This window comes from Streptomyces sp. NPDC014995 (genome assembly GCF_043080745.1).
Classification (GTDB): Bacteria; Actinomycetota; Actinomycetes; order Streptomycetales; family Streptomycetaceae; genus Streptomyces.
On record NZ_JBIBVX010000006.1, the window covers coordinates 385,206 to 410,541 of the forward strand.

Annotated in this window: 25 protein-coding genes; 19 read left to right on the forward strand and 6 right to left on the reverse strand. The window is 72.6% G+C overall.

Features of this window, described 5'->3' with window-relative positions:
• Positions 1-6: 6 nt before the first annotated feature.
• The 4 genes from ACF1A1_RS15390 to ACF1A1_RS15405 all read left to right on the forward strand — a co-directional run bounded on the left by ACF1A1_RS15390 (position 7) and on the right by ACF1A1_RS15405 (position 4,720).
• On the forward strand, positions 7-444 hold the full coding sequence (locus ACF1A1_RS15390) for a gamma-glutamylcyclotransferase (protein ID WP_392000114.1): 438 nt from the start codon (positions 7-9) through the stop codon (positions 442-444).
• 239 nt (positions 445-683) lie between these two features.
• Positions 684-1,508, forward strand: a complete 825-nt coding sequence (locus ACF1A1_RS15395) for a purine-nucleoside phosphorylase (protein ID WP_392000115.1) — start codon at positions 684-686, stop codon at positions 1,506-1,508.
• A gap of 259 nt (positions 1,509-1,767) precedes the next feature.
• The gene (locus tag ACF1A1_RS15400) at positions 1,768-3,399 is read left to right on the forward strand and encodes a phospho-sugar mutase (RefSeq protein WP_392000116.1); all 1,632 of its coding nucleotides are present in this window, start codon (positions 1,768-1,770) and stop codon (positions 3,397-3,399) included.
• Positions 3,400-3,541: 142 nt separating this feature from the next.
• The gene (locus ACF1A1_RS15405; RefSeq protein WP_392000118.1) at positions 3,542-4,720 is read left to right on the forward strand and encodes a hypothetical protein; all 1,179 of its coding nucleotides are present in this window, start codon (positions 3,542-3,544) and stop codon (positions 4,718-4,720) included.
• Between the two features lie 576 nt (positions 4,721-5,296).
• Here the strand turns inward: ACF1A1_RS15405 and ACF1A1_RS15410 are convergent.
• Positions 5,297-6,037, reverse strand: coding sequence for a PH domain-containing protein (locus tag ACF1A1_RS15410; protein ID WP_392000120.1), 741 nt, complete (start codon positions 6,035-6,037; stop codon positions 5,297-5,299).
• Positions 6,038-6,240: 203 nt separating this feature from the next.
• Here ACF1A1_RS15410 and deoC point away from each other — a divergent pair, with 203 nt between their 5' ends.
• From deoC to ACF1A1_RS15430, 4 genes are all read left to right on the forward strand, one after another.
• A complete protein-coding gene (gene deoC, locus ACF1A1_RS15415) occupies positions 6,241-7,203 on the forward strand; it encodes a deoxyribose-phosphate aldolase (protein WP_392000122.1) in 963 nt (320 codons plus the stop codon).
• Positions 7,204-7,206: 3 nt separating this feature from the next.
• Positions 7,207-8,637: an aldehyde dehydrogenase family protein gene (locus ACF1A1_RS15420; RefSeq protein ID WP_392000124.1), complete on the forward strand. Its 1,431-nt coding sequence runs from the start codon at positions 7,207-7,209 to the stop codon at positions 8,635-8,637.
• The gene (locus ACF1A1_RS15425) at positions 8,630-9,517 is read left to right on the forward strand and encodes an aldehyde dehydrogenase family protein (protein ID WP_392000125.1); all 888 of its coding nucleotides are present in this window, start codon (positions 8,630-8,632) and stop codon (positions 9,515-9,517) included. The genes ACF1A1_RS15420 and ACF1A1_RS15425 overlap by 8 nt, the downstream gene beginning before the upstream one ends.
• 126 nt (positions 9,518-9,643) lie before the next feature.
• Positions 9,644-10,357, forward strand: a complete 714-nt coding sequence (locus ACF1A1_RS15430) for a uridine kinase (protein WP_392000127.1) — start codon at positions 9,644-9,646, stop codon at positions 10,355-10,357.
• Positions 10,358-10,626: 269 nt separating this feature from the next.
• On the opposite strand, the gene ACF1A1_RS15435 is transcribed toward ACF1A1_RS15430, so the two are convergent.
• Positions 10,627-11,400 (reverse strand): SigE family RNA polymerase sigma factor, encoded by a 774-nt coding sequence (locus ACF1A1_RS15435; RefSeq protein ID WP_392000128.1) that lies wholly within the window; start codon positions 11,398-11,400, stop codon positions 10,627-10,629.
• Positions 11,401-11,725: 325 nt separating this feature from the next.
• Here ACF1A1_RS15435 and afsQ1 point away from each other — a divergent pair, with 325 nt between their 5' ends.
• The 5 genes from afsQ1 to ACF1A1_RS15460 all read left to right on the forward strand — a co-directional run bounded on the left by afsQ1 (position 11,726) and on the right by ACF1A1_RS15460 (position 15,677).
• Entirely contained in the window at positions 11,726-12,403 is a 678-nt protein-coding gene (gene afsQ1, locus ACF1A1_RS15440; RefSeq protein ID WP_390658337.1) for a two-component system response regulator AfsQ1, read from the forward strand.
• The gene (locus ACF1A1_RS15445; protein ID WP_392000130.1) at positions 12,400-13,947 is read left to right on the forward strand and encodes an ATP-binding protein; all 1,548 of its coding nucleotides are present in this window, start codon (positions 12,400-12,402) and stop codon (positions 13,945-13,947) included. The genes afsQ1 and ACF1A1_RS15445 overlap by 4 nt, the downstream gene beginning before the upstream one ends.
• Positions 13,944-14,558: a hypothetical protein gene (locus tag ACF1A1_RS15450; protein ID WP_392000131.1), complete on the forward strand. Its 615-nt coding sequence runs from the start codon at positions 13,944-13,946 to the stop codon at positions 14,556-14,558. The genes ACF1A1_RS15445 and ACF1A1_RS15450 overlap by 4 nt, the downstream gene beginning before the upstream one ends.
• Positions 14,559-14,826: 268 nt before the next feature.
• Positions 14,827-15,378: a VanZ family protein gene (locus tag ACF1A1_RS15455; protein ID WP_392000132.1), complete on the forward strand. Its 552-nt coding sequence runs from the start codon at positions 14,827-14,829 to the stop codon at positions 15,376-15,378.
• A gap of 95 nt (positions 15,379-15,473) precedes the next feature.
• Positions 15,474-15,677: a PspC domain-containing protein gene (locus ACF1A1_RS15460; protein WP_392000134.1), complete on the forward strand. Its 204-nt coding sequence runs from the start codon at positions 15,474-15,476 to the stop codon at positions 15,675-15,677.
• A gap of 120 nt (positions 15,678-15,797) precedes the next feature.
• Here the strand turns inward: ACF1A1_RS15460 and ACF1A1_RS15465 are convergent, their stop codons facing one another.
• Together ACF1A1_RS15465 and ACF1A1_RS15470 are read right to left on the reverse strand one after the other, a co-directional pair.
• Positions 15,798-16,181, reverse strand: a complete 384-nt coding sequence (locus tag ACF1A1_RS15465; RefSeq protein ID WP_392000136.1) for an ATP-binding protein — start codon at positions 16,179-16,181, stop codon at positions 15,798-15,800.
• A gap of 173 nt (positions 16,182-16,354) precedes the next feature.
• Positions 16,355-17,479, reverse strand: a complete 1,125-nt coding sequence (locus ACF1A1_RS15470) for an adenosine deaminase (protein WP_392000138.1) — start codon at positions 17,477-17,479, stop codon at positions 16,355-16,357.
• Positions 17,480-17,591: 112 nt separating this feature from the next.
• On the opposite strand from ACF1A1_RS15470, the gene ACF1A1_RS15475 reads away from it, so the two are divergent.
• Complete coding sequence (locus ACF1A1_RS15475; RefSeq protein WP_392000140.1) at positions 17,592-18,353, forward strand: alpha/beta hydrolase; 762 nt, start codon at positions 17,592-17,594, stop codon at positions 18,351-18,353.
• A gap of 15 nt (positions 18,354-18,368) precedes the next feature.
• Here ACF1A1_RS15475 and ACF1A1_RS15480 read toward each other — a convergent pair whose 3' ends face one another.
• Complete coding sequence (locus tag ACF1A1_RS15480; protein ID WP_392000142.1) at positions 18,369-19,319, reverse strand: LysR family transcriptional regulator; 951 nt, start codon at positions 19,317-19,319, stop codon at positions 18,369-18,371.
• 63 nt (positions 19,320-19,382) lie between these two features.
• Between ACF1A1_RS15480 and ACF1A1_RS15485 the strand changes: the two genes are divergently transcribed.
• From ACF1A1_RS15485 to ACF1A1_RS15495, 3 genes are all read left to right on the forward strand, one after another.
• On the forward strand, positions 19,383-20,678 hold the full coding sequence (locus ACF1A1_RS15485) for an MFS transporter (protein WP_392000144.1): 1,296 nt from the start codon (positions 19,383-19,385) through the stop codon (positions 20,676-20,678).
• A 99-nt stretch (positions 20,679-20,777) separates the two neighbouring features.
• On the forward strand, positions 20,778-21,914 hold the full coding sequence (gene dnaN, locus ACF1A1_RS15490) for a DNA polymerase III subunit beta (protein WP_392000145.1): 1,137 nt from the start codon (positions 20,778-20,780) through the stop codon (positions 21,912-21,914).
• 109 nt (positions 21,915-22,023) lie between these two features.
• Complete coding sequence (locus ACF1A1_RS15495) at positions 22,024-23,040, forward strand: sigma-70 family RNA polymerase sigma factor (RefSeq protein ID WP_392000147.1); 1,017 nt, start codon at positions 22,024-22,026, stop codon at positions 23,038-23,040.
• On the opposite strand, the gene ACF1A1_RS15500 is transcribed toward ACF1A1_RS15495, so the two are convergent.
• Complete coding sequence (locus ACF1A1_RS15500; protein WP_392000204.1) at positions 22,924-23,310, reverse strand: STAS domain-containing protein; 387 nt, start codon at positions 23,308-23,310, stop codon at positions 22,924-22,926. The genes ACF1A1_RS15495 and ACF1A1_RS15500 overlap by 117 nt on opposite strands.
• Positions 23,311-23,408: 98 nt before the next feature.
• Between ACF1A1_RS15500 and ACF1A1_RS15505 the strand changes: the two genes are divergently transcribed.
• Entirely contained in the window at positions 23,409-23,990 is a 582-nt protein-coding gene (locus ACF1A1_RS15505; RefSeq protein WP_392000149.1) for a TetR/AcrR family transcriptional regulator, read from the forward strand.
• Between the two features lie 44 nt (positions 23,991-24,034).
• Entirely contained in the window at positions 24,035-25,210 is a 1,176-nt protein-coding gene (locus ACF1A1_RS15510; protein WP_392000151.1) for a GDSL-type esterase/lipase family protein, read from the forward strand.
• Positions 25,211-25,336: the final 126 nt, after the last annotated feature.

Sequence of the window (25,336 nt, forward strand, 5' to 3'; positions counted from 1 at the left end):
CGTCGCATGTCGCTCTACGCCGCGTACGCCGGCAACCTCGACGCGCGGCTGATGACCCGCCGCGCCCCGCACTCGCCGCTGCGCGCGACGGGCTGGCTGAACGGCTGGCGGCTGACCTTCGGCGGGGAGCAGCTGGGCTGGGAGGGTGCCCTGGCGACGATCGTGGAGGACCCGATCGCACAGGTCTTCGTCGCGCTGTACGACCTGGCCCCCATGGACGAGGACCCCCTGGACCGCTGGGAGGGCGTGGGCCTCGGCATCTACCGCCGGCTCCGGGTCCGCGTCCACACGCTGGACGGCGAGGAGCAGGGCTGGGCGTACGTCCTGAACGGCTACGAGGGCGGGCTGCCGTCGGCGCGCTACCTGGGCGAGATCGCCGACGCGGCGGAATCGGCGGGTGCGCCGCACGACTACGTGATGGAGCTGCGGAAGCGGCCCTGCTGAGGGAGCCACCCGGAGTACCGGACCGCCGGACACCTCCGGAGGATCAGGGATCCGGATCGCCCAGGTCCTCCGTGCCGACGACGCCCGGCCGGCGGCCCCGAGGCACCCGGCCGGCGGCCCCTGGACGCCCGCTCGGCGGCCCCGAGGCACCCTCTCGTTGGAAACGACAAGACAACGATCGCCATCACGTGGGCTCTGTCATCTACGCGCGTAGGCCGAGACCGGCTACCCTCATCCGCGTGAACGCATCTCTTCTCCCGGACGACATCCAGGGCGACCCCCACGCCGCCGCCGACGCCGCCGCCGCGCGCCTGCGCGAACTGACGGGCGCCGAGACCCACGACGTCGCCCTCGTGATGGGCTCCGGCTGGGCACCGGCCGTGGACGCCCTGGGCGTGCCCGACGCCGAGTTCCAGGTCACCGAGCTGCCCGGCTTCCCGCCGCCGGCAGTCGAGGGACACGGTGGCAAGATCCGCTCGTACAAGATCGGCGAGAAGCGCGCGCTGGTCTTCCTGGGCCGTACGCACTACTACGAGGGCCGTGGTGTGGCCGCCGTGGCGCACGGAGTCCGTACGGCGGTGGCGGCCGGCAGCAAGACGATCGTGCTGACCAACGGCTGCGGCGGTCTGCGCGAGGGCATGCGTCCCGGACAGCCGGTGCTGATCAGCGACCACATCAACCTCACCGCGACGTCACCGATCGTCGGCGCCAACTTCGTCGACCTCACCGACCTGTACTCGCCGCGGCTGCGGGCCCTGTGCAAGGAGATCGACGCCACGCTGGAGGAGGGCGTCTACGCCCAGTTCCCCGGTCCGCACTACGAGACGCCGGCCGAGATCCGCATGGCGCGCGTCATCGGCGCCGACCTGGTGGGCATGTCCACGGTGCTGGAGGCCATCGCGGCCCGTGAGGCCGGCGCCGAGGTGCTGGGCATCTCCCTGGTCACCAACCTCGCCGCCGGCATGACGGGGGAGCCCCTCAACCACGAGGAGGTCCTCCAGGCCGGCCGCGACTCGGCGACACGGATGGGCTCCCTGCTGGCGCAGGTGCTGGACCGGCTGTAAGGGGCTTCCGCCCCCGCGCCCCCGCCAGGGGGTTTCGCCCCCTGGTCCCCGGGCCCGTGCCCGCCCACCGGCCGGCTCGGCCGGATGAGAAGCCGCCCTCGTGTGCCGGCGCCGATCGGTACCGCTCCGCCCCTCCGGCGTCCGCGGACGGGGCCCGTCCAGGGCCGGAGCGGGGGTCCGGGGCACAGCCCCGGGGACGGGAAGGCCAGGGGCGGCGGGGGCGAGGAAACCCACGACCACACACGAGAGGCTGCCCCACGTGCACGACGATCTCATCGCCCGCGCCCGGACCTGGCTCGCCGAGGACCCCGACCCGGACACCCGCGAGGAACTCGCCGCGCTGCTCGACGCCGGCGACCACACCGCACTCGCCGCCCGCTTCAGCGGCACCCTCCAGTTCGGCACCGCCGGCCTGCGCGGCGAACTCGGCGCCGGCCCGATGCGCATGAACCGTGCCGTCGTCATCCGCGCCGCCGCCGGCCTCGCCGCGTACCTCAAGGCGCAGGGCAACGGCGACGGCCTCGTCGTCATCGGCTACGACGCCCGGCACAAGTCCGCCGACTTCGCCCGCGACACGGCCGCGGTCATGACCGGCGCCGGCCTCAGGGCCGCCGTCCTCCCCCGCCCCCTCCCCACCCCCGTCCTCGCCTACGCCGTCAGGCACCTGGGCGCGGTCGCCGGCGTCGAGGTCACCGCCAGCCACAACCCGCCCCGCGACAACGGCTACAAGGTCTACCTGGGCGACGGTTCGCAGATCGTCCCGCCCGCCGACGCGGAGATCGCCGCCGAGATCGCCGCCGTGCGGTCCCTGCGCGACGTATCCCGCCCGGAGGCCGGCTGGGAGACCCTGGACGACGCCGTCCTCGACGCCTACCTGGCCCGCACGGACGCCGTCCTCGCCCCGGACTCCCCCCGCACCGCCCGCACCGTCCACACGGCGATGCACGGCGTCGGCACCGACGTCCTGCTCGCCGCCTTCGCCCGCGCCGGGTTCCCGGCGCCCGCCCTCGTCGCCGAACAGGCCGAGCCCGACCCGGACTTCCCGACCGTCGCCTTCCCCAACCCGGAAGAGCCCGGCGCCATGGACCTCGCCTTCGCGAAGGCCCGCGAGACCGACCCCGACCTCGTCATCGCCAACGACCCCGACGCGGACCGCTGCGCCGTGGCCGTGAAGGACGACGGCGAGTGGCGCATGCTGCGCGGCGACGAGGTCGGCGCCCTCCTCGCCGCCCACCTGGTCCGCCGCGGCGCCCGGGGCACCTTCGCCGAGTCGATCGTCTCCTCCTCCCTCCTCGGCCGTATCGCCGACAAGGCGGGGCTGCCGTACGAGGAGACCCTCACCGGCTTCAAGTGGATCGCCCGCGTCGACGGCCTGCGCTACGGCTACGAGGAGGCCCTCGGCTACTGCGTCGACCCCGAGGGCGTGCGCGACAAGGACGGCATCACCGCGGCCCTGCTGATCACGGAGCTGGCCTCCGTCCTCAAGGCCGAGAACCGGACCCTCCTCGACCTCCTCGACGACCTCGCCGTCGAGCACGGTCTGCACGCCACCGACCAGCTCTCGGTCCGGGTGGAGGACGTGTCGGTCATCGCCGACGCGATGCGACGACTGCGCGAGCAGCCCCCGACCACCCTCGCGGGCCTGTCCATCACCCGCACCGAGGACCTCACCCGGGGCACCGACAAGCTCCCTCCCACGGACGGCCTGCGCTACACCCTCGACGGCGCCCGCGTCATCGTCCGCCCCAGCGGCACGGAACCGAAGCTCAAGTGCTACCTGGAGGTCGTCGTGCCCGTCGCCTCCCGCGAGGACCTCCCGGCGGCCCGCGCGACGGCGGACGAGCTGCTCGCGGCCGTCAAGCGGGACCTGTCGGCGGCCGCCGGCATCTGACGCGTACACGACGGGGTGCCTCCGGGTGGTGGCACCCCATCGGGTGATGGGGCCGGACAGCGGGCATCCGCTCCACGGCGCACCTCGCCGCCCCGGCGACGGTGGTCCGGTAGCGCACCACCGAAGCCCTGGAGCCGCCGCCGTGTCCTCCACCGCCACCCGCCTCCCGGATCCCCGGCGACACCCGGTCCCGGCGCCCGCCGCCGCGCCCACCCCGGTGGCCCGCCCGCACCCCCTGCGCCACGCGGCCCCGGCGCTCCTCGCCTTCCTCGCCGTACGCACCACCGGCCTGCTGCTCCTCTCCGTCTGGGCGCACCGGCAGCACCACGGCGTGTGGCCGATCCTGGCGACCCAGTGGGACGCCAACTGGTACCTCGGCATCGCCGACCACGGCTACGCCCCCGCCCTCGGCACCGCGTACAACTCCAACAACCTGGCGTTCTTCCCGCTCTATCCGCTGCTGACCAGGGCGGTGGCCGCCCTCACCCCCGGCTCCGCCGCCTCCGCCGGTCTCGCCATCGCCGTCGTCGCCTCCCTGGTCGCCGCCTGGGGCGTCTTCGCCGTCGGCGACCACCTCCACGGCCGCCGTACCGGCATCCTCCTCACCACGCTGTGGGCGGCGTTCCCGGTCGGCCTGGTGCAGTGGATGGGCTACACCGAGTCCCTGTTCACGGCGTGCGCGGCCTGGTCGTTGTACGCCGTGCTCACGGGCCGCTGGCTGTGGGCGGCCAGCCTGGCCGCGCTCGCGGGTCTGACCCGCCCGACCGGCATCGCGGTGGCGGCCGCGGTCACCGTCACCGCCCTGCTCACCCGCCCCTCCTCGCCGCGCGCCCTCGCCGCCGCCGTCCTCGCCCCGCTCGGCTGGTGCGGCTACGTCGGCTGGGTGGGCCTGCGCCTGGACCGCTGGGACGGCTACTTCGCCGTGCAGCGCCTGTGGCGCAACGAGTGGGACGGCGGCGTGGACACCCTGCGCCGGTTGCGGGGACTGCTGGTGTACGACTCGACGCCCGAGCTGTTCCTGATCGTGGTGACGGTGACGCTGCTGGTGTCCGTGCCGCTGTACGCCCTGTCGGTCGCGGACCGGCAGCCGCTGCCGCTGCTGGTGTTCGGCGCGGTCCTGCTGGTGATCGTCCTCGGCAGCGGCGGGGTCTACTTCCCCCGCGCCCGCTTCCTGCTGCCGGCGTTCCCGCTCCTGCTCCCGGTCGCCCTGCACCTGTCCCGCGTCTCGCGCCGCTGCCGCGTCCTGGTGCTGGCGGCGGCCATCGCCTCGTCGGCGTACTTCGGCGCCTACATGGTGCTGGTGTGGCCGAGCGCACCCTGAAGCACCCACGCCGCGCCGACCGTGACAGGAAACGCCGGGAGACCCCACGCCGGCAACGCACCCCGTCGCCCGCCCCGCCGCCTCACGCCACGGCCACCGGGCCCTTCCGGCGGGCCTCACCCCACGGCCACCAAGCCCCTGCGGTCCTCACCCCACAGCCGACGGACCCCCGGCCACTCAGCCCCACAGCCGACGGACCCTCGCCAGGTCACCCCATGGCCACCTCACCCCACGGCCACCTCACCCCACGGCCACCAGGCCCCTTCCGGCCGGCCTCACTTCACGGCCGACAGGGCCACCGCCTCACCCCACGGCCACCGGTCCCTCGCACGGAATGGTGCGGACGGAGGTGCGGTGTGCGCCTCGGCGGGCGTCAGCCGCAGCGAGATGCTGTTGGTGCAGTACCGCTGGTCCGTCCCTTCCGGACGGCCTCACCTCACGGCGCACAGGCCCCCCACCGCCTCACCCCACGGCCACCGTCCCGCGTGCCTCACCCCACAGCCGAGGGACCCTCGCCACCCAGCCACAGCCGGCAGGCCCGCCGCCGGGTCCTTCAGCCGGCAGACCCCCGCCACATCACCCCACGGCCAGCAGAATCCCCAGCACCACAGCCCCCGCCACCGCGGGCCCCACGATCTCCCAGGCCCAGCGCACGGTCACCTCCCCCTGCGCGCTCTCCTCCTTCTCCCGCGCCTCCCACAGCTCACGCAGCTCACGCATGATCTTGTCGCTCTCGGCCAGCACGGGCCCGTCCGGCGCCCCGGCACCGAGACCCGCGCCCGCAGCCGCACGCCCACCCGCGGACCCCCCGCCGCCGAAACCGCCGAGCCCACCGAAGCCGCCGGCCCCCCGGCCGCCCCGCCCCTGCCGTTCGGCCGTGCGCTCCGCCGTGGCCCGTGCCTGCCGCCGAGCCGCCTTCTTCCGCGCCCGCAGCGAGACGGGGATCGACCACAGCTGGTACTTGTTCCCCGACGCGGCGACGACCTCGTTGCTGTACCCGGCCCGCAGCGAGGCGACCTGCCCCCAGGGCAGCACGATCACGCGGAACGGATTGCGCACGCGCAGCCGGTCCTCGTTGGCGAACACGGCCGGCCGCAGCGTGAACGCGACGACCAGCGGCACCAGCAGGATCAGCGTCGCGAGCGCCAGCCACGGCGTCCGCCCCTCCCCCGCGACGATCGCGTCCATACCGAGCCAGCCGACGAGCGCGAGCAGCAGCACGCCGCCGGCGAGGCCCGCGGGCGACCGGTAGATACGGTCCTTGGTCTCGGGGGCCGAGGGCTGCGGCGCTGGTGACTGGTCTTCCGGGCTCGTCATGGCCCCGATTCTGCCGCACGCCCGCGGCGCCGGTCCGACCCGCCCAGGGCGGCGGAGGGGACCCGTCCGTGCGCGGCGGCGGGTTCGACGCGGCGGCAGACCGCCGACGATGCCCGGGAGCCGTCCGGCGCGGTGTTCCGCCGCGTTCCCGTTGTTCCGGGGTGTACAGCCGCTACGCGCGTAGATATGCTCGTCTGGTGACCATGCCCACCAATGCACCCACCGCAGCACACGCCCTCGCGGACGTCACCACGTCCGCCAGCACGCTGCGACGCTTCCTCCACGGGCTGCCCGGCGTCGACGCGGTCGGCCTGGAGGCGCGCGCCGCATCCCTCGGCACCCGATCCATCAAGACGACCGCGAAGGCGTACGCCATCGACCTCGCCATCTCGATGGTCGACCTGACGACGCTGGAAGGCGCGGACACCCCGGGCAAGGTCCGGGCGCTCGGCGCGAAGGCGGTCCACCCCGACCCGACCGACCGCACGACGCCCCCGGCCGCGGCCGTCTGCGTGTACCCCGACATGGTGGCCACCGCCAAGGCCGCCGTGGCCGGCTCCGGCGTGAAGGTCGCCTCCGTCGCCACCGCCTTCCCGGCCGGCCGCGCCGCCCTCGAGGTGAAGCTCGCCGACGTCCGCGAGGCCGTCGCCGCGGGCGCCGACGAGATCGACATGGTCATCGACCGAGGCGCGTTCCTCGCGGGCGACTACCTGAAGGTGTACGACGAGATCGTCGCCGTGAAGGAGACCTGCGGCACCTCCGCCCGGCTGAAGGTCATCTTCGAGACGGGCGAGCTGTCGACGTACGACAACATCCGCCGCGCCAGCTGGCTCGGCATGCTCGCCGGGGCGGACTTCATCAAGACGTCCACCGGCAAGGTCGCCGTCAACGCGACCCCCGCGAACACGCTGCTCATGCTGGAGGCCGTACGCGACTTCCGGGCGCAGACCGGGGTACAGGTCGGCGTGAAGCCGGCCGGCGGCATCCGCACCACCAAGGACGCCGTCAAGTTCCTGGTCCTGGTCAACGAGACCGTGGGCGAGGACTGGCTGGACAACCACTGGTTCCGCTTCGGCGCCTCCTCGCTCCTGAACGACCTGCTGATGCAGCGTCAGAAGCTGGCCACCGGCCGCTACTCCGGCCCCGACTACGTAACGGTGGACTGACTCATGGCATTCGAGTACGCTCCCGCGCCCGAGTCGCGCGCGATCGTCGACATCGCCCCGTCGTACGGCCTCTTCATCGACGGGGAGTTCACCGAGAGCTCGGGCGGGGATCTGAGCAAGACGGTCTCTCCGGCCTCCGAGGAAGTGCTCGCCGAGTACACCCAGGCCAACGCGGAGGACGTCGACCGCGCGGTCAAGGCCGCCCGGAAGGCCTTCGAGAAGTGGTCGGCACTCCCCGGCTCGGAGCGCGCGAAGTACCTCTTCCGCATCGCCCGCATCATCCAGGAGCGCAGCCGCGAACTGGCCGTCCTGGAGACCCTGGACAACGGCAAGCCGATCAGGGAGACCCGCGACGCCGACCTCCCCCTGGTCGCCGCGCACTTCTTCTACTACGCGGGCTGGGCCGACAAGCTCGACCACGCCGGCTTCGGCGCCAACCCCCGGCCTCTGGGCGTCGCGGGCCAGGTCATCCCCTGGAACTTCCCCCTGCTGATGCTGGCGTGGAAGATCGCCCCGGCGCTCGCCACCGGCAACACGGTCGTCCTGAAGCCGGCCGAGACCACCCCGCTCTCCGCGCTCTTCTTCGCGGACATCTGCCGCCAGGCGGGTTTGCCCAGGGGCGTCGTCAACATCGTGACCGGCGACGGCAGGACCGGCGCCGCGCTGATCGCCCACCCGGACGTGAACAAGGTCGCCTTCACCGGCTCCACGGCCGTCGGCAAGGAGATCGCCCGCACGGTCGCCGGCACCCGCAAGAAGCTCACCCTCGAGCTGGGCGGCAAGGGCGCCAACATCGTCTTCGACGACGCCCCGATCGACCAGGCCGTCGAGGGCATCGTCAACGGCATCTTCTTCAACCAGGGCCAGGTCTGCTGCGCGGGCTCCCGCCTGCTGGTCCAGGAGTCGATCCACGACGAGCTGCTGGAGTCGCTGAAGCGCCGCCTGTCCACCCTCCGCCTGGGCGACCCGCTGGACAAGAACACGGACATCGGCGCGATCAACTCCGCCGAGCAGCTCGCGCGCATCACCGCGCTCGCCGACCAGGGCGAGGCGGAGGGCGCCGAACGCTGGTCCCCGGCCTGCGAGCTCCCCACCTCCGGCTACTGGTTCGCCCCGACGCTCTTCACGAACGTCACCCAGGCGCACACCGTCGCCCGCGACGAGATCTTCGGCCCGGTGCTGTCCGTCCTCACCTTCCGCACCCCGGACGAGGCCGTCGCCAAGGCCAACAACACCCCGTACGGCCTGTCGGCCGGCATCTGGACGGAGAAGGGCTCCCGCATCCTCGCGGTGGCGAACAAGCTCCGGGCCGGGGTCGTCTGGTCCAACACGTTCAACAAGTTCGACCCGACCTCGCCGTTCGGCGGTTACAAGGAGTCGGGCTTCGGCCGCGAGGGCGGCCGCCACGGCCTGGAGGCGTACCTCGATGTCTGAGCGACTCAGCGTGTTCAAGACCTACAAGCTGTACGTCGGCGGGAAGTTCCCGCGTTCCGAGAGCGGCCGGGTGTACGAGGTGACCGACTCGAAGGGCAAGTGGCTGGCGAACGCGCCCCTCTCCTCCCGCAAGGACGCCCGTGACGCGGTCGTCGCCGCCCGCAAGGCGTTCGGCGCCTGGTCCGGCGCGACGGCGTACAACCGGGGCCAGATCCTGTACCGCGTCGCGGAGATGCTGGAGGGCCGCAAGGGCCAGTTCGTCCACGAGGTCGCCGAGGCCGAGGGCCTGTCGAAGTCCAAGGCCGCCGACCAGGTGGAGGCGACCATCGACCGCTGGGTCTGGTACGCGGGCTGGACCGACAAGATCGCCCAGGTGGTGGGCGGCGGCAACCCGGTGGCGGGCCCGTTCTTCAACCTGTCCTCGCCCGAGCCGACGGGCGTCGTGGCCGTCGTGGCCCCCCGGACGTCGTCCTTCCTGGGCCTGGTCTCGGTCGTCGCCCCGGTGATCGCCACGGGCAACACGGCGGTGGTGGTGGCGTCCGAGAGGTCCCCGCTCCCGGCCCTGTCCCTGGGCGAGGTCCTGGCCACCTCCGACCTCCCCGGCGGCGTGGTCAACGTCCTCTCCGGCCGTACGGCGGAGATCGCCGCGCCCCTGGCCGCCCACCAGGACGTCAACGCGATCGACCTCGCGGGCGCCGACGACGCGCTGGCGAAGGAACTGGAGATCGCGGCGGCGGACAACCTCAAGCGGGTTCTCCGTCCACAGCCTGTGGACGACTGGTCGGCGACGCCGGGCATCGACCGCATGACGGCGTTCCTGGAGACCAAGACCGTCTGGCACCCGACGGGTTCGCTGGGCGCCTCGGGTTCGTCGTACTGACGGCCCTCCACAGCGAGCAGGCCGCGCCCCTCTCCGTCCGGAGGGGCGCGGTCTGCTTCACGTGACGTCACCCACCCACGTTCCACTACACCTCGCGATCAGCTGAACGCGGGCGGTGATGGACGTGTGACACGCGCATCACAGCCGGTCCGCGGGGTCGTCCGCGGCCCGCGCGATGCCTCACACTGGTGTCCCGTGAGTTCCCATCCGCCCATACCCGCGCGAGTCGTGCTGCTCTGCGGCCCCTCCGGCTCCGGCAAGTCCCTCCTCGCCGCCCGCTCCGGTCTGCCGGTGCTGCGGCTCGACGACTTCTACAAGGAGGGCGACGACCCGACGCTGCCGCAGGTGGCGGGGAGCTCCGACATCGACTGGGACCACCCCGACTCCTGGGACGCGGACGCCGCGATCGCCGCCATCACCGACCTGTGCCGCACGGGCCGGACGAGCGTTCCCGTCTACGACATCGCGCTCAGCGCCCGCACCGGCGAGGAGGCGGTCGAGATCGGGCGGACGCCGCTGTTCATCGCGGAGGGCATCTTCGCCGCGGAGATCGTCGGCCGCTGCCGGGACCTGGGCGTACTGGCCGACGCGCTGTGCCTGAGCCGCGGCCCGGTGACGACCTTCCGCCGCCGTTTCCTGCGGGACCTGAAGGAGGGCCGCAAGTCGGTCCCCTTCCTCCTGCGCCGCGGCTGGCGCCTGATGCGCGCCGAACGTTCCATCGTGTCCCGGCAGACCGCGCTCGGCGCGTACGCCTGCGACCGCGACGAGGCGATGGGCCGCCTGGCGAACGCGGCGGCCGGCCGGCTCGCCGCGGCGAAGAACACCGCGGCCATCAACTGAGGAACGCCGACGGCGAGCAACCGGGTCCGTAAGAGCGGCGCCCACTGGGGCTCGAACAGGGGAAAAGCGGGACTGGACGGACCCCCCGGCCCTCCAGCCCCGCTCAGTGGCGCTCCCCCACGTCCCCCGTTCCCCCCGGGTGGCGCTTCCCCCGTGGTGTGCGCGGTACCGCTCCCCCGACGTCCCCCGTTGGGTCCCCCCGGTACCGCTCCCCCGTGTTTCCCCCGTTCACCGGCCTCTCTCACGAGAAGCCGGCTCCCCCGCGACCCTCAGGCGACCAGCTCCCCGAAGGCGTCCTCCTCGTCACGGCCGAAGCTGAGGACCTCGTCCTCGCGCAGCCGGCGGAGCGACCGCCAGATGCTGGACTTCACCGTGCCGACACTGATGTCGAGGATCTCCGCGATCTCCGGGTCGGTGCGGCCCTCGTAGTAGCGCAGGACCAGCATCGTCCGCTGGAGTTCGGGCAGCCGGGCCAGCGCCTGCCACAGGACCGCACGCAGCTCGGTGCCGCGCATCGCGTCCGTGTCGCCGGGCGTCTCCGGCAGTTCCTCGGTCGGGTACTCGTTCAGCTTGCGGCGGCGCCACGCGCTGATGTGCAGGTTGGTCATGGTCCGCCGCAGGTATCCCCCGACGGCCGCCTTGTCACTGATGCGGTCCCAGGCCCGGTAGGTCGAGAACAGCGCGCTCTGCAACAGGTCCTCGGCCTCGAAGCGGTCACCGGTCAGGTGGTAGGCGGTGGCGTACAGGGAGGCGCGGCGCTCCTGGACGTAGGCGGTGAACTCCGCCTCCGACAGCGAGCGACGCTCCCCCGTGTCCTCCCCGTACGCGGCTCCCCCGTGCGTTTCCCCCGTGTTGGCGTCAACCACCGTCATGAACGCGGTGTGCTGACGCCCGGCGCCGCGAGCGCACCCCCGCCCTCCCCCGCGCTCGAACACGCTCGCGTGGGAGGGACCCCCATCGGCACCGGACTTCTCGGAACCCCGGTGCACGTCGTGCAGGCGCGTGACCACTGCGCTGGTGCTCAGGCCGTGCAGCGTATTCATCTCGCGCCCCCCGTCGTGGACTTCCGGTGTTTCGGCTTGATCCATTCGGCTCGGCGTGCTGCCTTGCCTGTGCCGAAAAGCTTGCCCACGCCACTTCATCGCCGTGTCCGTCGACTGTCACAGAGCTGTCACAGGGGCCGGTCATGGCGACACCACAGCCCGCTCACAGGGCTCGGCGGTACGGCCGTCGCACGGGGCTTCAACGGCGCTCCCGAGGCGCCCGGGACCCCCCGCACGCCGTGCGCGCCGCGGAAACAGCGGCCCTCTGCGTCCGAGCCCGACCCACAGGTCGAAGGACAGCACCTCCATGGGCCAGAATGAGCCCGTGCCTTCCCTGTTGCTGATCGAGGACGACGACGCCATCCGTACGGCCCTGGAGCTCTCACTGACGCGCCAGGGACACCGTGTGGCGACCGCTGCGAGCGGTGAGGACGGTCTGAAGCTGCTGCGCGAGCAGCGGCCGGATCTGATCGTGCTGGACGTGATGCTGCCCGGCATCGACGGCTTCGAGGTGTGCCGGCGCATCCGGCGCACCGACCAGCTGCCGATCATCCTGCTCACGGCGCGCAGCGACGACATCGACGTGGTCGTGGGGCTGGAGTCCGGCGCCGACGACTACGTCGTCAAACCGGTGCAGGGGCGGGTGCTGGACGCCCGGATCCGGGCCGTGCTGCGGCGCGGGGAGCGCGAGTCGAACGACGCGGCGACCTTCGGCAGCCTCGTCATCGACCGCGCGGCGATGACGGTGACGAAGAACGGCGAGGACCTCCAGCTCACCCCGACCGAGCTGCGGCTGCTGCTCGAACTGAGCCGGCGCCCCGGTCAGGCGCTGTCCCGGCAGCAGCTGCTGCGCCTGGTCTGGGAGCACGACTACCTGGGCGACTCACGCCTCGTGGACGCCTGCGTCCAGCGACTGCGCGCCAAGGTCGAGGACGTCCCCTCCTCCCCCACCCTGATCCGCACCGTGCGCGGAGTCGGCTACCGCCTGGACGCGCCTCAGTGACACCAGGGCAAGGGGGGTTCCGCGGCTGGTCCGCGGCGCGCAAGGGACATCTTTCACGGCTGCGCCTCACCAGCCTGCGACTGCGCCTCGTCGTGGTCTTCGGGCTGGTGGCGCTGACCGCCGCCGTGTCCGCGTCCGGCATCGCGTACTGGCTCAACCGCGAGGCCGTGCTGACACGTACCCAGGGTGCGGTGCTGCGGGACTTCGAGCAGGAGATGCAGAACCGGGCGGGTTCGCTGCCCGAGCACCCGTCCCAGGACGAGTTGCAGCACACGGCCGGGCAGATGGCCAACAACAGCCAGCGCTTCAGCGTGCTGCTGCTCGCCGAGGACTCCACCGGCAGGACCGTGTACGGCAACTCCGGCGGACTGAACGGCTTCTCCCTGGACGACGTGCCCGAGTCGCTGCGTACGGCGGTGAACAAGGAACAGGACACCACCGCCGGCAACAAGTCGCCGTACCACCTGTACTGGCAGCGGGTGGTCGACAACGGCACGCCGTACCTGGTGGCCGGGACGAAGGTGATCGGGGGCGGCCCGACCGGCTACATGCGCAAGTCGCTGGAGGCGGAGGCCAAGGACCTCAACTCGCTGGCCTGGTCCCTGGGCATCGCCACCGGCCTGGCGCTGATAGGCGCCGCACTCCTCGCCCAGGCCGCGGCCACGACCGTGCTGAAGCCGGTCCACCGGCTCGGTGTCGCCGCCCGCCGCCTCGGCGAGGGCAAACTGGACACCCGCCTGCGCGTCTCCGGAACGGACGAACTGGCCGACCTGTCCCGCACCTTCAACCGAACGGCCGAAGCCCTCGAGAAACGCGTCGCGGACATGGCCGCCCGCGACGAGGCCTCACGCCGTTTCGTCGCGGACATGAGCCACGAACTGCGCACCCCCCTCACCGCCATCACCGCCGTCACGGAGGTGCTGGAGGAGGAACTGGACGCGGAGTCGGGCGGTATCGACCCGATGATCGAGCCCGCCGTACGCCTGGTGGTCTCCGAGACCCGGCGGCTCAACGACCTCGTCGAGAACCTGATGGAGGTCACCCGCTTCGACGCGGGAACGGCACGCCTGGTGCTGGACGACGTCGATGTCGCCGACCAGATCACGGCCTGCATCGACGCGCGCGCCTGGCTCGACGCGGTCGATCTCGACGCCGAGCGCGGCATCCACGCCCGCCTCGACCCGCGCCGTCTGGACGTGATCCTCGCCAACCTCATCGGCAACGCCCTCAAGCACGGCGGCTCGCCGGTACGGGTGTCCGTGCGGGAGTCCGCCGACGAGGTGGTCATCGCCGTCCGCGACCACGGTCCCGGCATCCCCGAGGACGTCCTGCCCCACGTCTTCGACCGCTTCTACAAGGCGAGCGCCTCCCGGCCCCGCTCCGAGGGCAGCGGCCTGGGCCTGTCCATCGCCCTGGAGAACGCCCACATCCACGGCGGCGAGATCACCGCCGCCAACTCCCCCGAGTCAGGCGCGGTCTTCACCCTCCGCCTGCCCAGGGACGCCTCGGAACTGGCGGAACAGGGCGAGAAGAAGGACACATGACCGCACCCACCAAGTCCGCACGCCTCCTCTCCCTCCCCCTCCTCGCGGCCCTGCTCACCGGCTGCGGAATCCGGGCGACGGAGGTACCGACCGACTTCGGCCCCGCACCCTCCCGGGTCCGCTGCTCCCTCACCGAACCGGACGTGACGACCCAGACCTCGCGGGGCGTACCGGTGCGGGTGTTCCTGCTGTGCGGTTCCTCCCTGGTCGCCGTGGACCGCACCGTCCCGGTCCCGGACGGCACGGCCGACTCCCAACGACGCGTCCTGGTCGCCCAGGGCCTGCTCGACGAACTGACGGAGTCCCCGTCGGCCCCCGAGAAGGAGGCCGGCTACACCACGGACGTACGCGGCGCCATGACGGTGCACGGCCCGGCCCCCAAGGACCCCGACGACGCCCTGCGCCTGAGCACCTCCCCCGGCGACCTGACCTCGTACGCCCTGGCCCAGCTCGTCTGCACCTTCTCCGACTCGGCGGCAGCGGAGGGCGACGGCTCGGTGGTCCTGGGCGGCCCGGACACCGACCCCCCTCGCCGCTACGAGTGCACGGACGAGGTCCGCTCCCGCCCCGGAACGACGGAACCCCCGTCGACGGAGGTCACCGAGGAATGACAGCCGGACCCCCGCCGTAGTCACCCCGGACCGCGGCGCCCGCACGACGGCGGGAGTGGGTCGTGGCGGTGCGGCGCGGCCCGTCGCTCGGCGCCGCGCCGCCACGGCCCCCCACTGCCGGCAGACAGCCGTACGCCCGACCGGCGACGGCTCGCCGCACCGCGACGACCCACCCACCACCCACAGGCGCCCCCGTCCACGAGGGTGTGGCGCACGCCTCCCCCCGGCACCCGGAACCGATCGCGCCGCACCCCGCGTCTAGGGGGACGTGCAGCGTCAAGGCTCCATCGGCGGCAGCGCCGCGATCCGCATCCGGACGACCGGGAGTGTCCTCCTGGTCGCACACCTGGTGTTCGTCGCCTGGTTCACGCTGCGCCCCCTGAACGTCCCCTGGGTGATGCCCGCCAACCTGCACCCCTTCGCCGGCATCCGGGCCGACCTGGAGCTGGGCTGGCCGCAGGCGGCACGCCGCATCGGCGAGGGCCTCGCGCTCCTGGCCCCCCTGGGCGTCCTCCTCCCGCTGGCGCACGGCAGGCTCCACGTCTCACCGCTCGCCTCCCTCCTGCGTACGGTCACGGCGGGTGCGCTGCTGTCCCTGGCCATCGAACTGCTCCAGACCGGAGTACCCGGCCAGGTGGTCGACGTCGACTCACTGCTGCTGAACACCGTGGGCGTGGCCCTGGCCCACACCGCGGTGGTCCCGGCGGCCCGCGCCCACCTGCGCCACCGCAGCGAGCGCCGCAGGGCCCGCGCGGCCCGCCAGGAGGAACCGGCTCAGGGGAGAACCCCGACGATTCCCAGGGTCGGGATCGCCCCGTAGAGGGACGTTTCGTCCCCTTCGTCTCCGTAGCGTGGAAGACAGACGGGGCAGCCATCGGAGGCCGCCTCGGACCGACGTCCACGAAGGAGCCGCAGATGTCCAGCAGCCTCGTCCGCCCCACCCACGGCCGCATGATCGGCGGAGTGTGCGCCGCACTGGCCCGCCGCTTCGGCACCTCCGCGACGACGATGCGCGTGATCTTCCTGCTGTCCTGCCTGCTGCCGGGCCCGCAGTTCCTGCTCTACATAGCGCTGTGGATCTTCCTGCCGTCCGAGGACAAGGCACGCACGGCTTGGTAGCGGCACCACCGCACCCGTAACCGCACCCACCCACCGAGCCGCACCCACCACACACGCGAAAAGCCGTCAGGCGCACCCGGAACAACCGAATGCGCCCGACGGCGTGCAGCGAGGCGGACGTCAGCCGAGCGGCCCGTCCAGCGGCAGCCCGTTCGTCGGCAGCCCCTGCGTGGGCAGCTCCTGCGTCGGCAGCTCCTGGCCGACCGGCAGCCCACCGAGCAGGCCGGCGACCGGCTTGGCCGACCCCTCGGCGAGCGCCCGCTCGGCGGCGGCCTGCTCGGCGGCCAGGCCCCCGTTGAGCGCCGGCTGGGCCTGCTCCAGCACCTGATCGGCGCCCGGCAGCGACTCGGACACCTTCTCCGTGGGCAACGTCTGGTTGAAGCCGCCCAGCGCCTGGGTGGCGTCGGGGAGGGACGGGGCGGCGTGGGCGGCGCCCGCACCGGTGGCGGCGAAGGCGGCACCGAGCGCGGCGACACCGAGGGTCTTGGCAGCAGACTGCTTCATGTTAAATGCATCCTCTAATACGGGGAACCGAGCGGTCCCCGACCGTAAACACGGAAAGGCACCCCCCGCAAATATGGAAATGCGGACAGACGGTGAAGGCCCATCGCCATTGAGCGCCCAGAACTACCGGTCGCTCACCCTTCCACGCGCACGGAACCCCTGGTGGAAGCGGTCTACTGGAACAGCCATTCGGATTTCAGCTCGGCATAACCGGGCTTGATCACGTCATTGATCATGGCCAGTCGTTCATCGAAAGGAATGAATGCCGACTTCATGGCATTGACCGAGAACCACTGGAGATCATCGAGCGTATAACCGAACGCGTCGACAAGGTGCTCGAATTCCTGGCTCATGCTCGTACCGGACATCAACCGATTGTCGGTGTTGACGGTGGCCCGGAAGTGCAGTCGGCGCAGCAGCCCGATCGGGTGCTCGGCGTAGGAGGCGGCCGCCCCGGTCTGGAGGTTGGAGCTGGGGCACAGCTCCAGCGGGATGCGCTTGTCCCGGACGTACGAGGCGAGCCGCCCGAGCTTCACCGAGCCGTCCTGGGCGACCTCGATGTCGTCGATGATGCGGACCCCGTGTCCCAGCCGGTCGGCGCCGCACCACTGGAGGGCCTGCCAGATGGACGGCAGCCCGAAGGCCTCGCCGGCGTGGATGGTGAAGTGGTTGTTCTCGCGCTTGAGGTACTCGAAGGCGTCGAGGTGCCGGGTGGGCGGGTATCCGGCCTCGGCGCCCGCGATGTCGAAGCCGACCACGCCCAGGTCGCGGTAGCGGTTGGCCAGTTCGGCGATCTCCAGGGCGCGGGCGGCGTGCCGCATGGCGGTGAGCAGGGCGCCCACCCGGATGCGGTGACCGTTCGCGCGGGCGAGCCGCTCGCCCTGCCGGAAGCCCTCGTTGACGGCCTCGACGACCTCCTCGAGGCTCAGCCCGCCCTCCAGGTGCTGCTCGGGCGCGTAGCGGACCTCGGCGTAGACGACGCCGTCCTCGGCGAGGTCCTCGGCGCACTCGCGGGCGACCCGCACCAGGGCCTCCCGGGTCTGCATGACGCCGACGGTGTGCGAGAAGGTCTCCAAGTAGCGTTCCAGGGACCCGGAGTCGGCGGCCTCCCGGAACCAGACGCCGAGTTTGTCGGGGTCGGTCTCGGGGAGGCGGGAGTACCCGGCGTCCCGGGCGAGGTCGACGATCGTGCCGGGGCGCAGCCCGCCGTCGAGATGGTCGTGCAGCAGAACCTTGGGCGCCCGGCGAATCTGGTCCGACTGCGGGGTGACGCCCTGCTGGATGCTCTGGCTCGTCATTTTCGCACTCTAACTCCTACGCGCGTAGATCGCGCCTGTACAACTCCGTCGATATGTAACGGTGACCGCACGGACGGGTGGAGTACACCGCCCCTTCTGACACTGTTCTGTCATGGGACAGCAAGCGACGCCGGTGCGGGCGGCCAGGCTGGGGAAGGCGATCGGCCCGGAGCCGAAGACGGTGAGCGGGGTGGTGCTGCTCCTGCCGGGCGGCGACGAGGTCTCCGACCGCAGACCCGCGACCCTGTGGGCGAGCGGCCCGGTCCGCGCGCTGGGGCGCAGACTCGCGCGCGCGGGACGGCAGGACGGCCTGGCCGTCCACGTGGTGCACTACCGCTACCGCGGCTGGAACGGCGGTGAGGCCCATCTCGCCGCCGACGCCTCCTGGGCCGCCGACGAGGCCGTACGGCGCTACGGGGACGTCCCCGTGTGCCTGGCCGGTGTCGACATGGGCGGACGGGCAGCGCTGCACGCGGGCGGCCACGAGGCCGTCGACTCGGTGCTGGCCATCGCCCCCTGGCTGCCCGAGGAGGACGTGGCGGTGCCACCCGAACCGGTGAAGCAGTTGGTCGGGCGGCGGGTGCTGATCGTGCACGGCACGAACGACGAACGTACCGACCCCGAGCTGTCGTTCCGGCTGGCGGCGCGGGCGAAGAAGGTGAACCGGGAGGTGTGCCGGTTCGAAGTGCACTCCGACGGCCACGGGTTGCACCAGCACCGGCAGGAAGTCCTGTCCCTGGCGGAGGACTTCGTGATGGGGGTGTTGTTCGGGAGGGCGTTGTCGCGGCCGGTGGAGGACGCGCTTGCGGCTCCGCCGCCGCTGGGGTTGAGGATGCCGTTGGCCGCGGGGTTCGGCAGGTCGTTGCGGCGGTAGCGGAGGGGCGCTTCTTCAGGCCAGCAGGTTCCCGCGCCGGGACAGCAGGAACTTCTTGAACGCGGCCACCGGTGGTGTGTCCGGGTGGCCGTCCAGCCAGGCCACGCCGATCTCGCGCACCGCGCGCGGAGCCGTGACCGTCAGTTCCACCACGCCGGGGCGGGGGAAGGCGGGCGGGGGCAGGAGGGCGACGCCGAGGCCGGCCGCCACCAGGCCCCGCAGGGTTTCCGCCTCCTCGCCCTCGAAGGCGACCCGGGGGCGGAAGCCGGCCTCCTGGCAGAGGTCGTCGGTGATGCGGCGCAGGCCGTAGCCGGGTTCCAGGGTGACGAAGGCCTCGTCGGCGGCCTCGGCGAGGCGGACACGCCTGCGGGCGGCGAGGCGGTGGTCGGCGGGGACGACCAGGCGGAGTTTCTGCTCGTCGAGGCGGCGGGCGACGAGGTCGGGGGCGTCCGGGACCGGTGAGGTCAGGCACAGGTCGAGGTCGCCCGCCCGGAGCCGCTCCAGCATGGCCTCGCCGTAGTTCTGGACGAGGCTGAAGCGGACGCGGGGGTGGTCGGCGCGGAAGGCGTGGATCAGGCCGGGGACGGTCTCCGCGCCCATGGTGTGCAGGAATCCGAAGGCGACCTTGCCGGTGGCCGCGTCGGCGTCGGCGCGCACCGCGTCGGCGGCCTTCTCGATCTCGGCGAGGGCGCGTTCGACGGAAGTGAGGAAGGTGCGTCCGGCGGGGGTGAGGGAGACGGTCCGGCCGCGGCGGGCGAACAGGTCGACGCCGAGGTCCTGCTCGAGGCGGACCATGGCCCGGGAGAGGGTCGACTGCGGGACCTGCATCTCCTGCGCGGCCCGCGTGACGTGTTCGGTGCGGGCGACGCCCGCGAAGTACGCGAGCCGCGGGGCGAGCAGTGTGACGATGTCTTCTGTGTCACTGGACTGTGACAGGTGGGGCTGTGACCTCTGCTGATGCGCCATGGGAACGATTATGACGATTCCGTGCATTGGACGGATGAGCGAGGTCGTCCGTAGGTTCGAGGCATGTCTCCCGCCAGTACCGGGGCGTCCACCACCGTGGGCGCCGTCACGACCACTCCCTCCTTCCCCTCCTCTTCGTCCTCCGACTCCCGTATGGCCCCGGGCGGTCCCGGCTACCGCCGGATGAGCTTCGCCCTCTTCCTGGCCGGCGTGGCGACCTTCGCCCTCCTGTACTCCACGCAGGCGCTGCTGCCGCTGATCTCCGGCGAGTTCGGGGTCGCGGCGAGCGAGGCGAGCTGGACGGTGGCGGCGGCGACCGGCGGGCTGGCGCTGTTCGTCCTGCCGATGAGCGCCCTGTCGGAGCGCTACGGCCGCCGTGCGGTGATGACGGTCTCGCTGGCGGTCGCGGTGGGCGTGGGTCTGCTGGTCCCCTTCGCCCCGTCGCTGGGCACGCTGGTCGTGCTGCGCGGGGTGCAGGGCGCGGCCCTGGCCGGGCTGCCCGCCTCCGCCACCGCCTACCTGGCCGAGGAGGTCCGCCCGAAGGCCCTGATCACGGCGATCGGTCTGTTCGTGGCGGGCAACAGCGTCGGCGGGATGAGCGGCCGGGTCATCACCGGCTGGGTCGCGCAGGAGTGGGGCTGGCGGGTCGCCGTCGGGGTGATCGGCGCGGTCGCGGTGGCCTGCGCGGTGGCCTTCCGTCTGCTGCTGCCGGCGCCGCGGCACTTCACCCCGGGCTCGCTGCGTCCGCGCGTCCTGGTCCGCACGGTCCGCGACCACCTCGCCAACCCGCTGCTGTGCCGTCTGTACGCGATCGGCGCGCTGTTCATGACGGTCTTCGGCGGCGTGTACACGGTGATCGGTTACCGCCTGACGGAGGAGCCGTTCTCGCTCCCCCAGGGCATCGTCGGCTCGATCTTCCTGGTGTACCTGGTGGGTACGGTGTCGGCGTCGACGGCGGGCCGGCTGGTCGGCCGCCTGGGCCGGCGCGGGGCGCTCTACCTGGCCGGCGGCACCACGGCGACGGGTCTGCTGCTCTCCCTGGCGGACTCCCTCGCCCTGGTCCTGCTGGGCCTGGTCCTGATCACGTCGGGCTTCTTCGCGGGCCACGCGGTGGCGTCCTCGGCCGTCAGCAAGACGGCGACCACCGGCCGCGCGCAGGCCTCCGCCCTCTACCAGTCCGCGTACTACATCGGCTCCAGCGCGGGCAGCACGGTCGGCGCGCTCGCCTTCCACGCGGGCGGCTGGGCCGGCACGGTCGGCGTGGGTGTCCTGGCGGTGCTCGGGGTCGTGACGATCACCGTGTTCGGGACCCGGGCGGCGCGCCTGCAGTCCCGGCGGGGGCCGGTGGCCGCGCACTGAGGCCTCGCGCTTCCCCCGCCTTCCCCCTGCTCGGAACCGGTTGTCAGTGGCCGCCGCTAGCTTCGGCGGCGACAACCGGTCCGAGCAGGGGGTTCGTTCATGGAGTTCAGGGTCGACCGCGGTGACCTCGTCGAGGCGGTGGCGTGGGCGGCCCGCGCCCTGCCGGCCCGGACGCCGGTCCCGGTGCTGGGCGGGCTGCTGCTGGAGGTGTCGGCGGGACGGCTGAGCGTGTCGGGGTTCGACTTCGAGACGGCGGCGCGGATCGAGACGGACGTCGAGGGGACGGCGGACGGGCGGGTGCTCGTCCTCGGGCGCCGGCTGCTGGACATCTGCAAGGTGCTGCCGGACGGCCCGGTGAGCTGCGCCCTGGACGGATCCCGTTTCACGGTCGAGGCGGGCGGCACGAGCTTCGGCCTGTCGACCCTGCCGCGCGAGGAGTACCCCACCCCGCCCGCGCCGCCGGAGGCGTACGGCACCGTGGACGCGGCCGCGTTCGCCACGGCTGTCGCCCAGGTCGCGGTGGCGGCGGGCCGCGACGACACGCTCCCGGTACTGACGGGCGTGCAATTCCGCCTGGAAGGCGACGAGATGACGCTGTCGGCGTCCGACCGGTACCGGTTCGCGGTGCGGCGGCTGGAGTGGAAGCCGGAGACCACGACGCAGACCGGCGCGGACGGGGAGGCGGCAGTGGAAGCCCTGCTGCCCGCGCGTCGTCTGCTCGACGTGGCGCGCTCGCTGGCGCGGTGCGCAAGCGTGCGGATCGGGCTGGAGCGCGGGCCCGGCGCCGGCGGCCCCCTGGGCTTCGAGGGCGGACGGATGCGGTCGGTCGTACGGCGGCTGGACGGGCGGCTGCCGGGGTACGGCCGGCTGTTCGACATGGCGGGGGCCTCGGTCGCCGAGGTGGAGCGCGAGGCGCTGACGGAGGCCGTGCGGCGGGTCGCGGTGGTGGCGGAGGCGAACAGTCCGGTACGGCTGGACTTCTCGGCGGGGTCCGTCCTGCTGCGGGCCGGGTTCGGCGACGACGTGGCGACGCAGCGACTGCCGGCCGTGCTGAGCGGCGCCGAGGAGGTCACGGTGGCCTTCAACCCGGCGTACCTGCTGGACGCGCTGGCCTCCTTCGAGGCGCCGGGTCTGCGGCTGGAGCTGCTGGGGACGGGCCAGCGGGCGCTGCTGGGCGCGGCGGCGGGACCGGAGGCCCACCGGCATCTGCTGATGTCCGTGAAGCAACTGGTCTGACCTGGGCCTTCGAAGGCTCGGCGGGCCATTGTCAGTGGGCTGCGGTAGCTTCCGGAGTACTGGGCGCACAGGCGCGTGACAGCACGGCCACAGGGGTGGGTGGACGACGATGACCAACGGTACGGCGACGAGGGACGACCTCGACGCGATGCTGGAGAAGCACCGGGTCGAGCTGACCGGCTACTGCTACCGGATGCTCGGTTCCTCCTTCGAGGCCGAGGACGCGGTGCAGGACACGCTGGTGCGCGCCTGGCGGAGCTACGACAGGTTTGAGGGCCGCTCCAGCCTGCGCTCGTGGCTGTACCGCATCGCGACGAACGTGTGCCTGGACATGCTGTCGGCGGGCAACAAGCGCGCCCGCCCGATGGACCTGTCGGAGTCCACTCCGCTCGCCCGGGCGGCGCTCTCGCCCCGCCCGGACAACACCTGGCTGGAGCCGATGCCGGACGCGCGCGTGCTGCCCACGGTCGAGGACCCGGCGGAGGCGGCCGTCGCCAAGGAGTCGGTGCGGCTCGCCTTCATGGCCGCGCTCCAGCAGCTCCCGCCCAAGCAGCGGGCGGTGCTGATCCTGCGCGAGGTGCTGGCGTGGCGGGCGAGCGAGGTCGCCGAGTTGCTCGGCACCACGGTCGCCTCGGTCAACAGCGCGCTCCAGCGGGCCCGCGCGACCCTCGCCGAGCAGCAGGACAGGAGCGCCGACGCGGCCGTGTCGGACCCCCTGGACGAGGAGCAGCAGAAGCTCCTGGAGCGCTATGTGGCCGCCTTCGAGGGCTACGACATGACGGCGCTGACGGCCCTCCTCCACGAGGACGCGGTCATGACGATGCCGCCGTTCGACCTGTGGCTGACGGGCCACGACGACATCGCGGGCTTCATGACCACGATCGGATCCGCCTGCGAGGGCTCCCGTCTGCTGCCGGTCCAGGTCAACGGCCTGCCGGGGTTCGCCCAGTACAAGCCGGACCCGGAGGCGAGCGGCTTCGTGCCGTGGGCGATACAGGTCCTGGAGATCTCAGACGGCCGCCTCACCGGATTCCACTTCTTCCTCGACACCCAGCGCTGGTTCCCCCTCTTCGGCCTCCCCCTCCACCTGGAAGCGGAGCCCGACGAGGTCGAGCAGGGCGCATAGCGCGGGGTCGGGATCCCGCAGCCGGATATCTCCCCCGGCCCGCCGGGCAGCCAGCCGAAGCCGGGCCAGCAGGTCGACGGCCGTGAGCCCAGGCGGCCCGAGCCCGGCGACATCGCACACCACCACCCCGGCCCGAGTGCTCTCCAGCAGCGTCCGTACGTCGTCACAGAGTCCCGTCAGCCGGTTCCGGGTGACGGGTCCGGCCACCACGAGTACGGGCGGTGTCATCGCATCCACGACGGGTAGACCGCCGCCGCCCGCACAACTCATCGCGTCGGCACCGCCTAACACACGCACCCCTTGCCTAAAGGTTTTAGGCAGATTCACACTGCATTCCACCATCTGCCGAAAGCACATAGGAGACAGCCATGGCGCGTGTGGGTCTGACGCCTCAGCGCCTCACCCAAGCCGGTGCCGAACTGGCCGACGAGGTCGGCTTCGACCACGTGACCGTCTCGGCGCTCGCCCGCCGCTTCGACGTCAAGGTCGCGAGCCTCTACTCGCACCTCGCCAACTCCCACGACCTCAAGACGAGGATCGCCCTGCTCGCCCTCGAGGAGCTGGCCGACCGAGGATCCGCCGCACTGGCCGGCCGCGCGGGCAAGGACGCCCTGGCCGCCCTGGCGAACGTGTACCGCGACTACGCCCGCGAACACCCCGGCCGCTATGACGCGGCCCGGTTCAGACTCGACCCGACGGCAGCCGCGGCCGGCGCGGGCGTCCGCCACTCCCAGATGACCCGGGCGATCCTGCGCGGCTACGACCTCGGCGAACCGGACCAGACCCACGCGGTCCGCCTCCTGGGCAGCGTCTTCCACGGCTACGTCAGCCTGGAACTGGCCGGCGGCTTCAGCCACAGCGCCCCCGACTCCCAGGAGTCCTGGGCACACATCCTGAACGCCCTCGACAGCCTGCTGCGCAACTGGCCCACGGCGACCCCGACGCCATGACGGCACCGAACGCCCCCCACCGTTCGATCGAACAGGACGTGTCCATGCCCCCCGAAGCCACCTGGATCACCACCCCGCTCACCGCCGACCTGCTGCGCGGCGCCCTGGAGATCGAGCGCACCGAGCACGGCATCCTGCCGCACCGCCTGCCCGCCGCCGCCCGCGCCCAGTGCGCCGACGGACAACTCGCGATGGCCGAGGCCCAGCCCTCCGGCGTCCGCCTGGCCTTCCGCACCCGCGCCACCGCCGTGGAACTGGACACGCTCCCCACCAAGCGGGACTACGTGGGCGCCCCACCCCGCCCCGACGGCGTCTACGACCTGCTCGTCGACGGGCGCCTGACCGCCCAGGGCAGTGTGACCGGCGGCCACACCCTGACCATCGACATGACCACCGGCACCTTCGAGCACCGGCCGGGCTCCCCCGGCACGGTCCGCTTCACCGACCTGCCCGAGGGCAGCAAGGACATCGAGATCTGGCTGCCGCACAACGAGAGGACCGAACTCGTCGCCCTGCGCACCGACGCCCCCGTCGACCCCGCACCGGCCGACCCGGACCGCAGGGTCTGGCTGCACCACGGCAGCTCGATAAGCCACGGCTCCGACGCCGCGAGCCCCACCGCCATCTGGCCCGCGCTGGCCGCCCGTCTCGGCGGCGTGGAGCTGGTCAACCTGGGGCTGGCCGGCAGCGCCCTGCTCGACCCGTTCACCGCGCGCGTCCTCCGGGACACCCCCGCCGACCTGATCAGCGTGAAGATTGGCATCAACCTGGTCAACGCCGACCTGATGAGGCTGCGCGCCTTCACCCCGGCCGTCCACGGCTTCCTGGACACCATCCGGGAGGGCCACCCCGCCACACCGCTGCTGGTCGTCTCGCCGGTCCTGTGCCCCATGCACGAGGAGACACCCGGACCCAGCGTCCCCGACCTCGGCGACCTCGGCAGCGGACGGCTGCGGTTCGTCCCCATGGGCGACCGGGCGGAGGTCGCGGGCGGGAAGCTGACCCTGCGCGTCATCCGCGACGAGCTGGCCCGGATCGTGGCGCAGCGGGCGGCCGACGACCCGAACCTGCACCACCTCGACGGGCGGGAGCTGTACGGCGAGGGCGACGCGACGGAGCTGCCGCTGCCGGATCAGCTGCATCCCGATGCCGCGACGCATCGCCGCATGGGCGAGCGCTTCGCCGCGCTCGCCTTCGCGGAGGGGGGTGCCTTCGGGTGACGACCGGGGGCGTGCGGCGTTCGTTTCCCCGCCCCCGCCGCCCCTACCCGTCCGTCCCGTCCCCGTCCCCCGGGGGCTGCCGCCCCCGACCCCCGCGTCGGCCCTGAACGGGCCCCGTCCTCACAC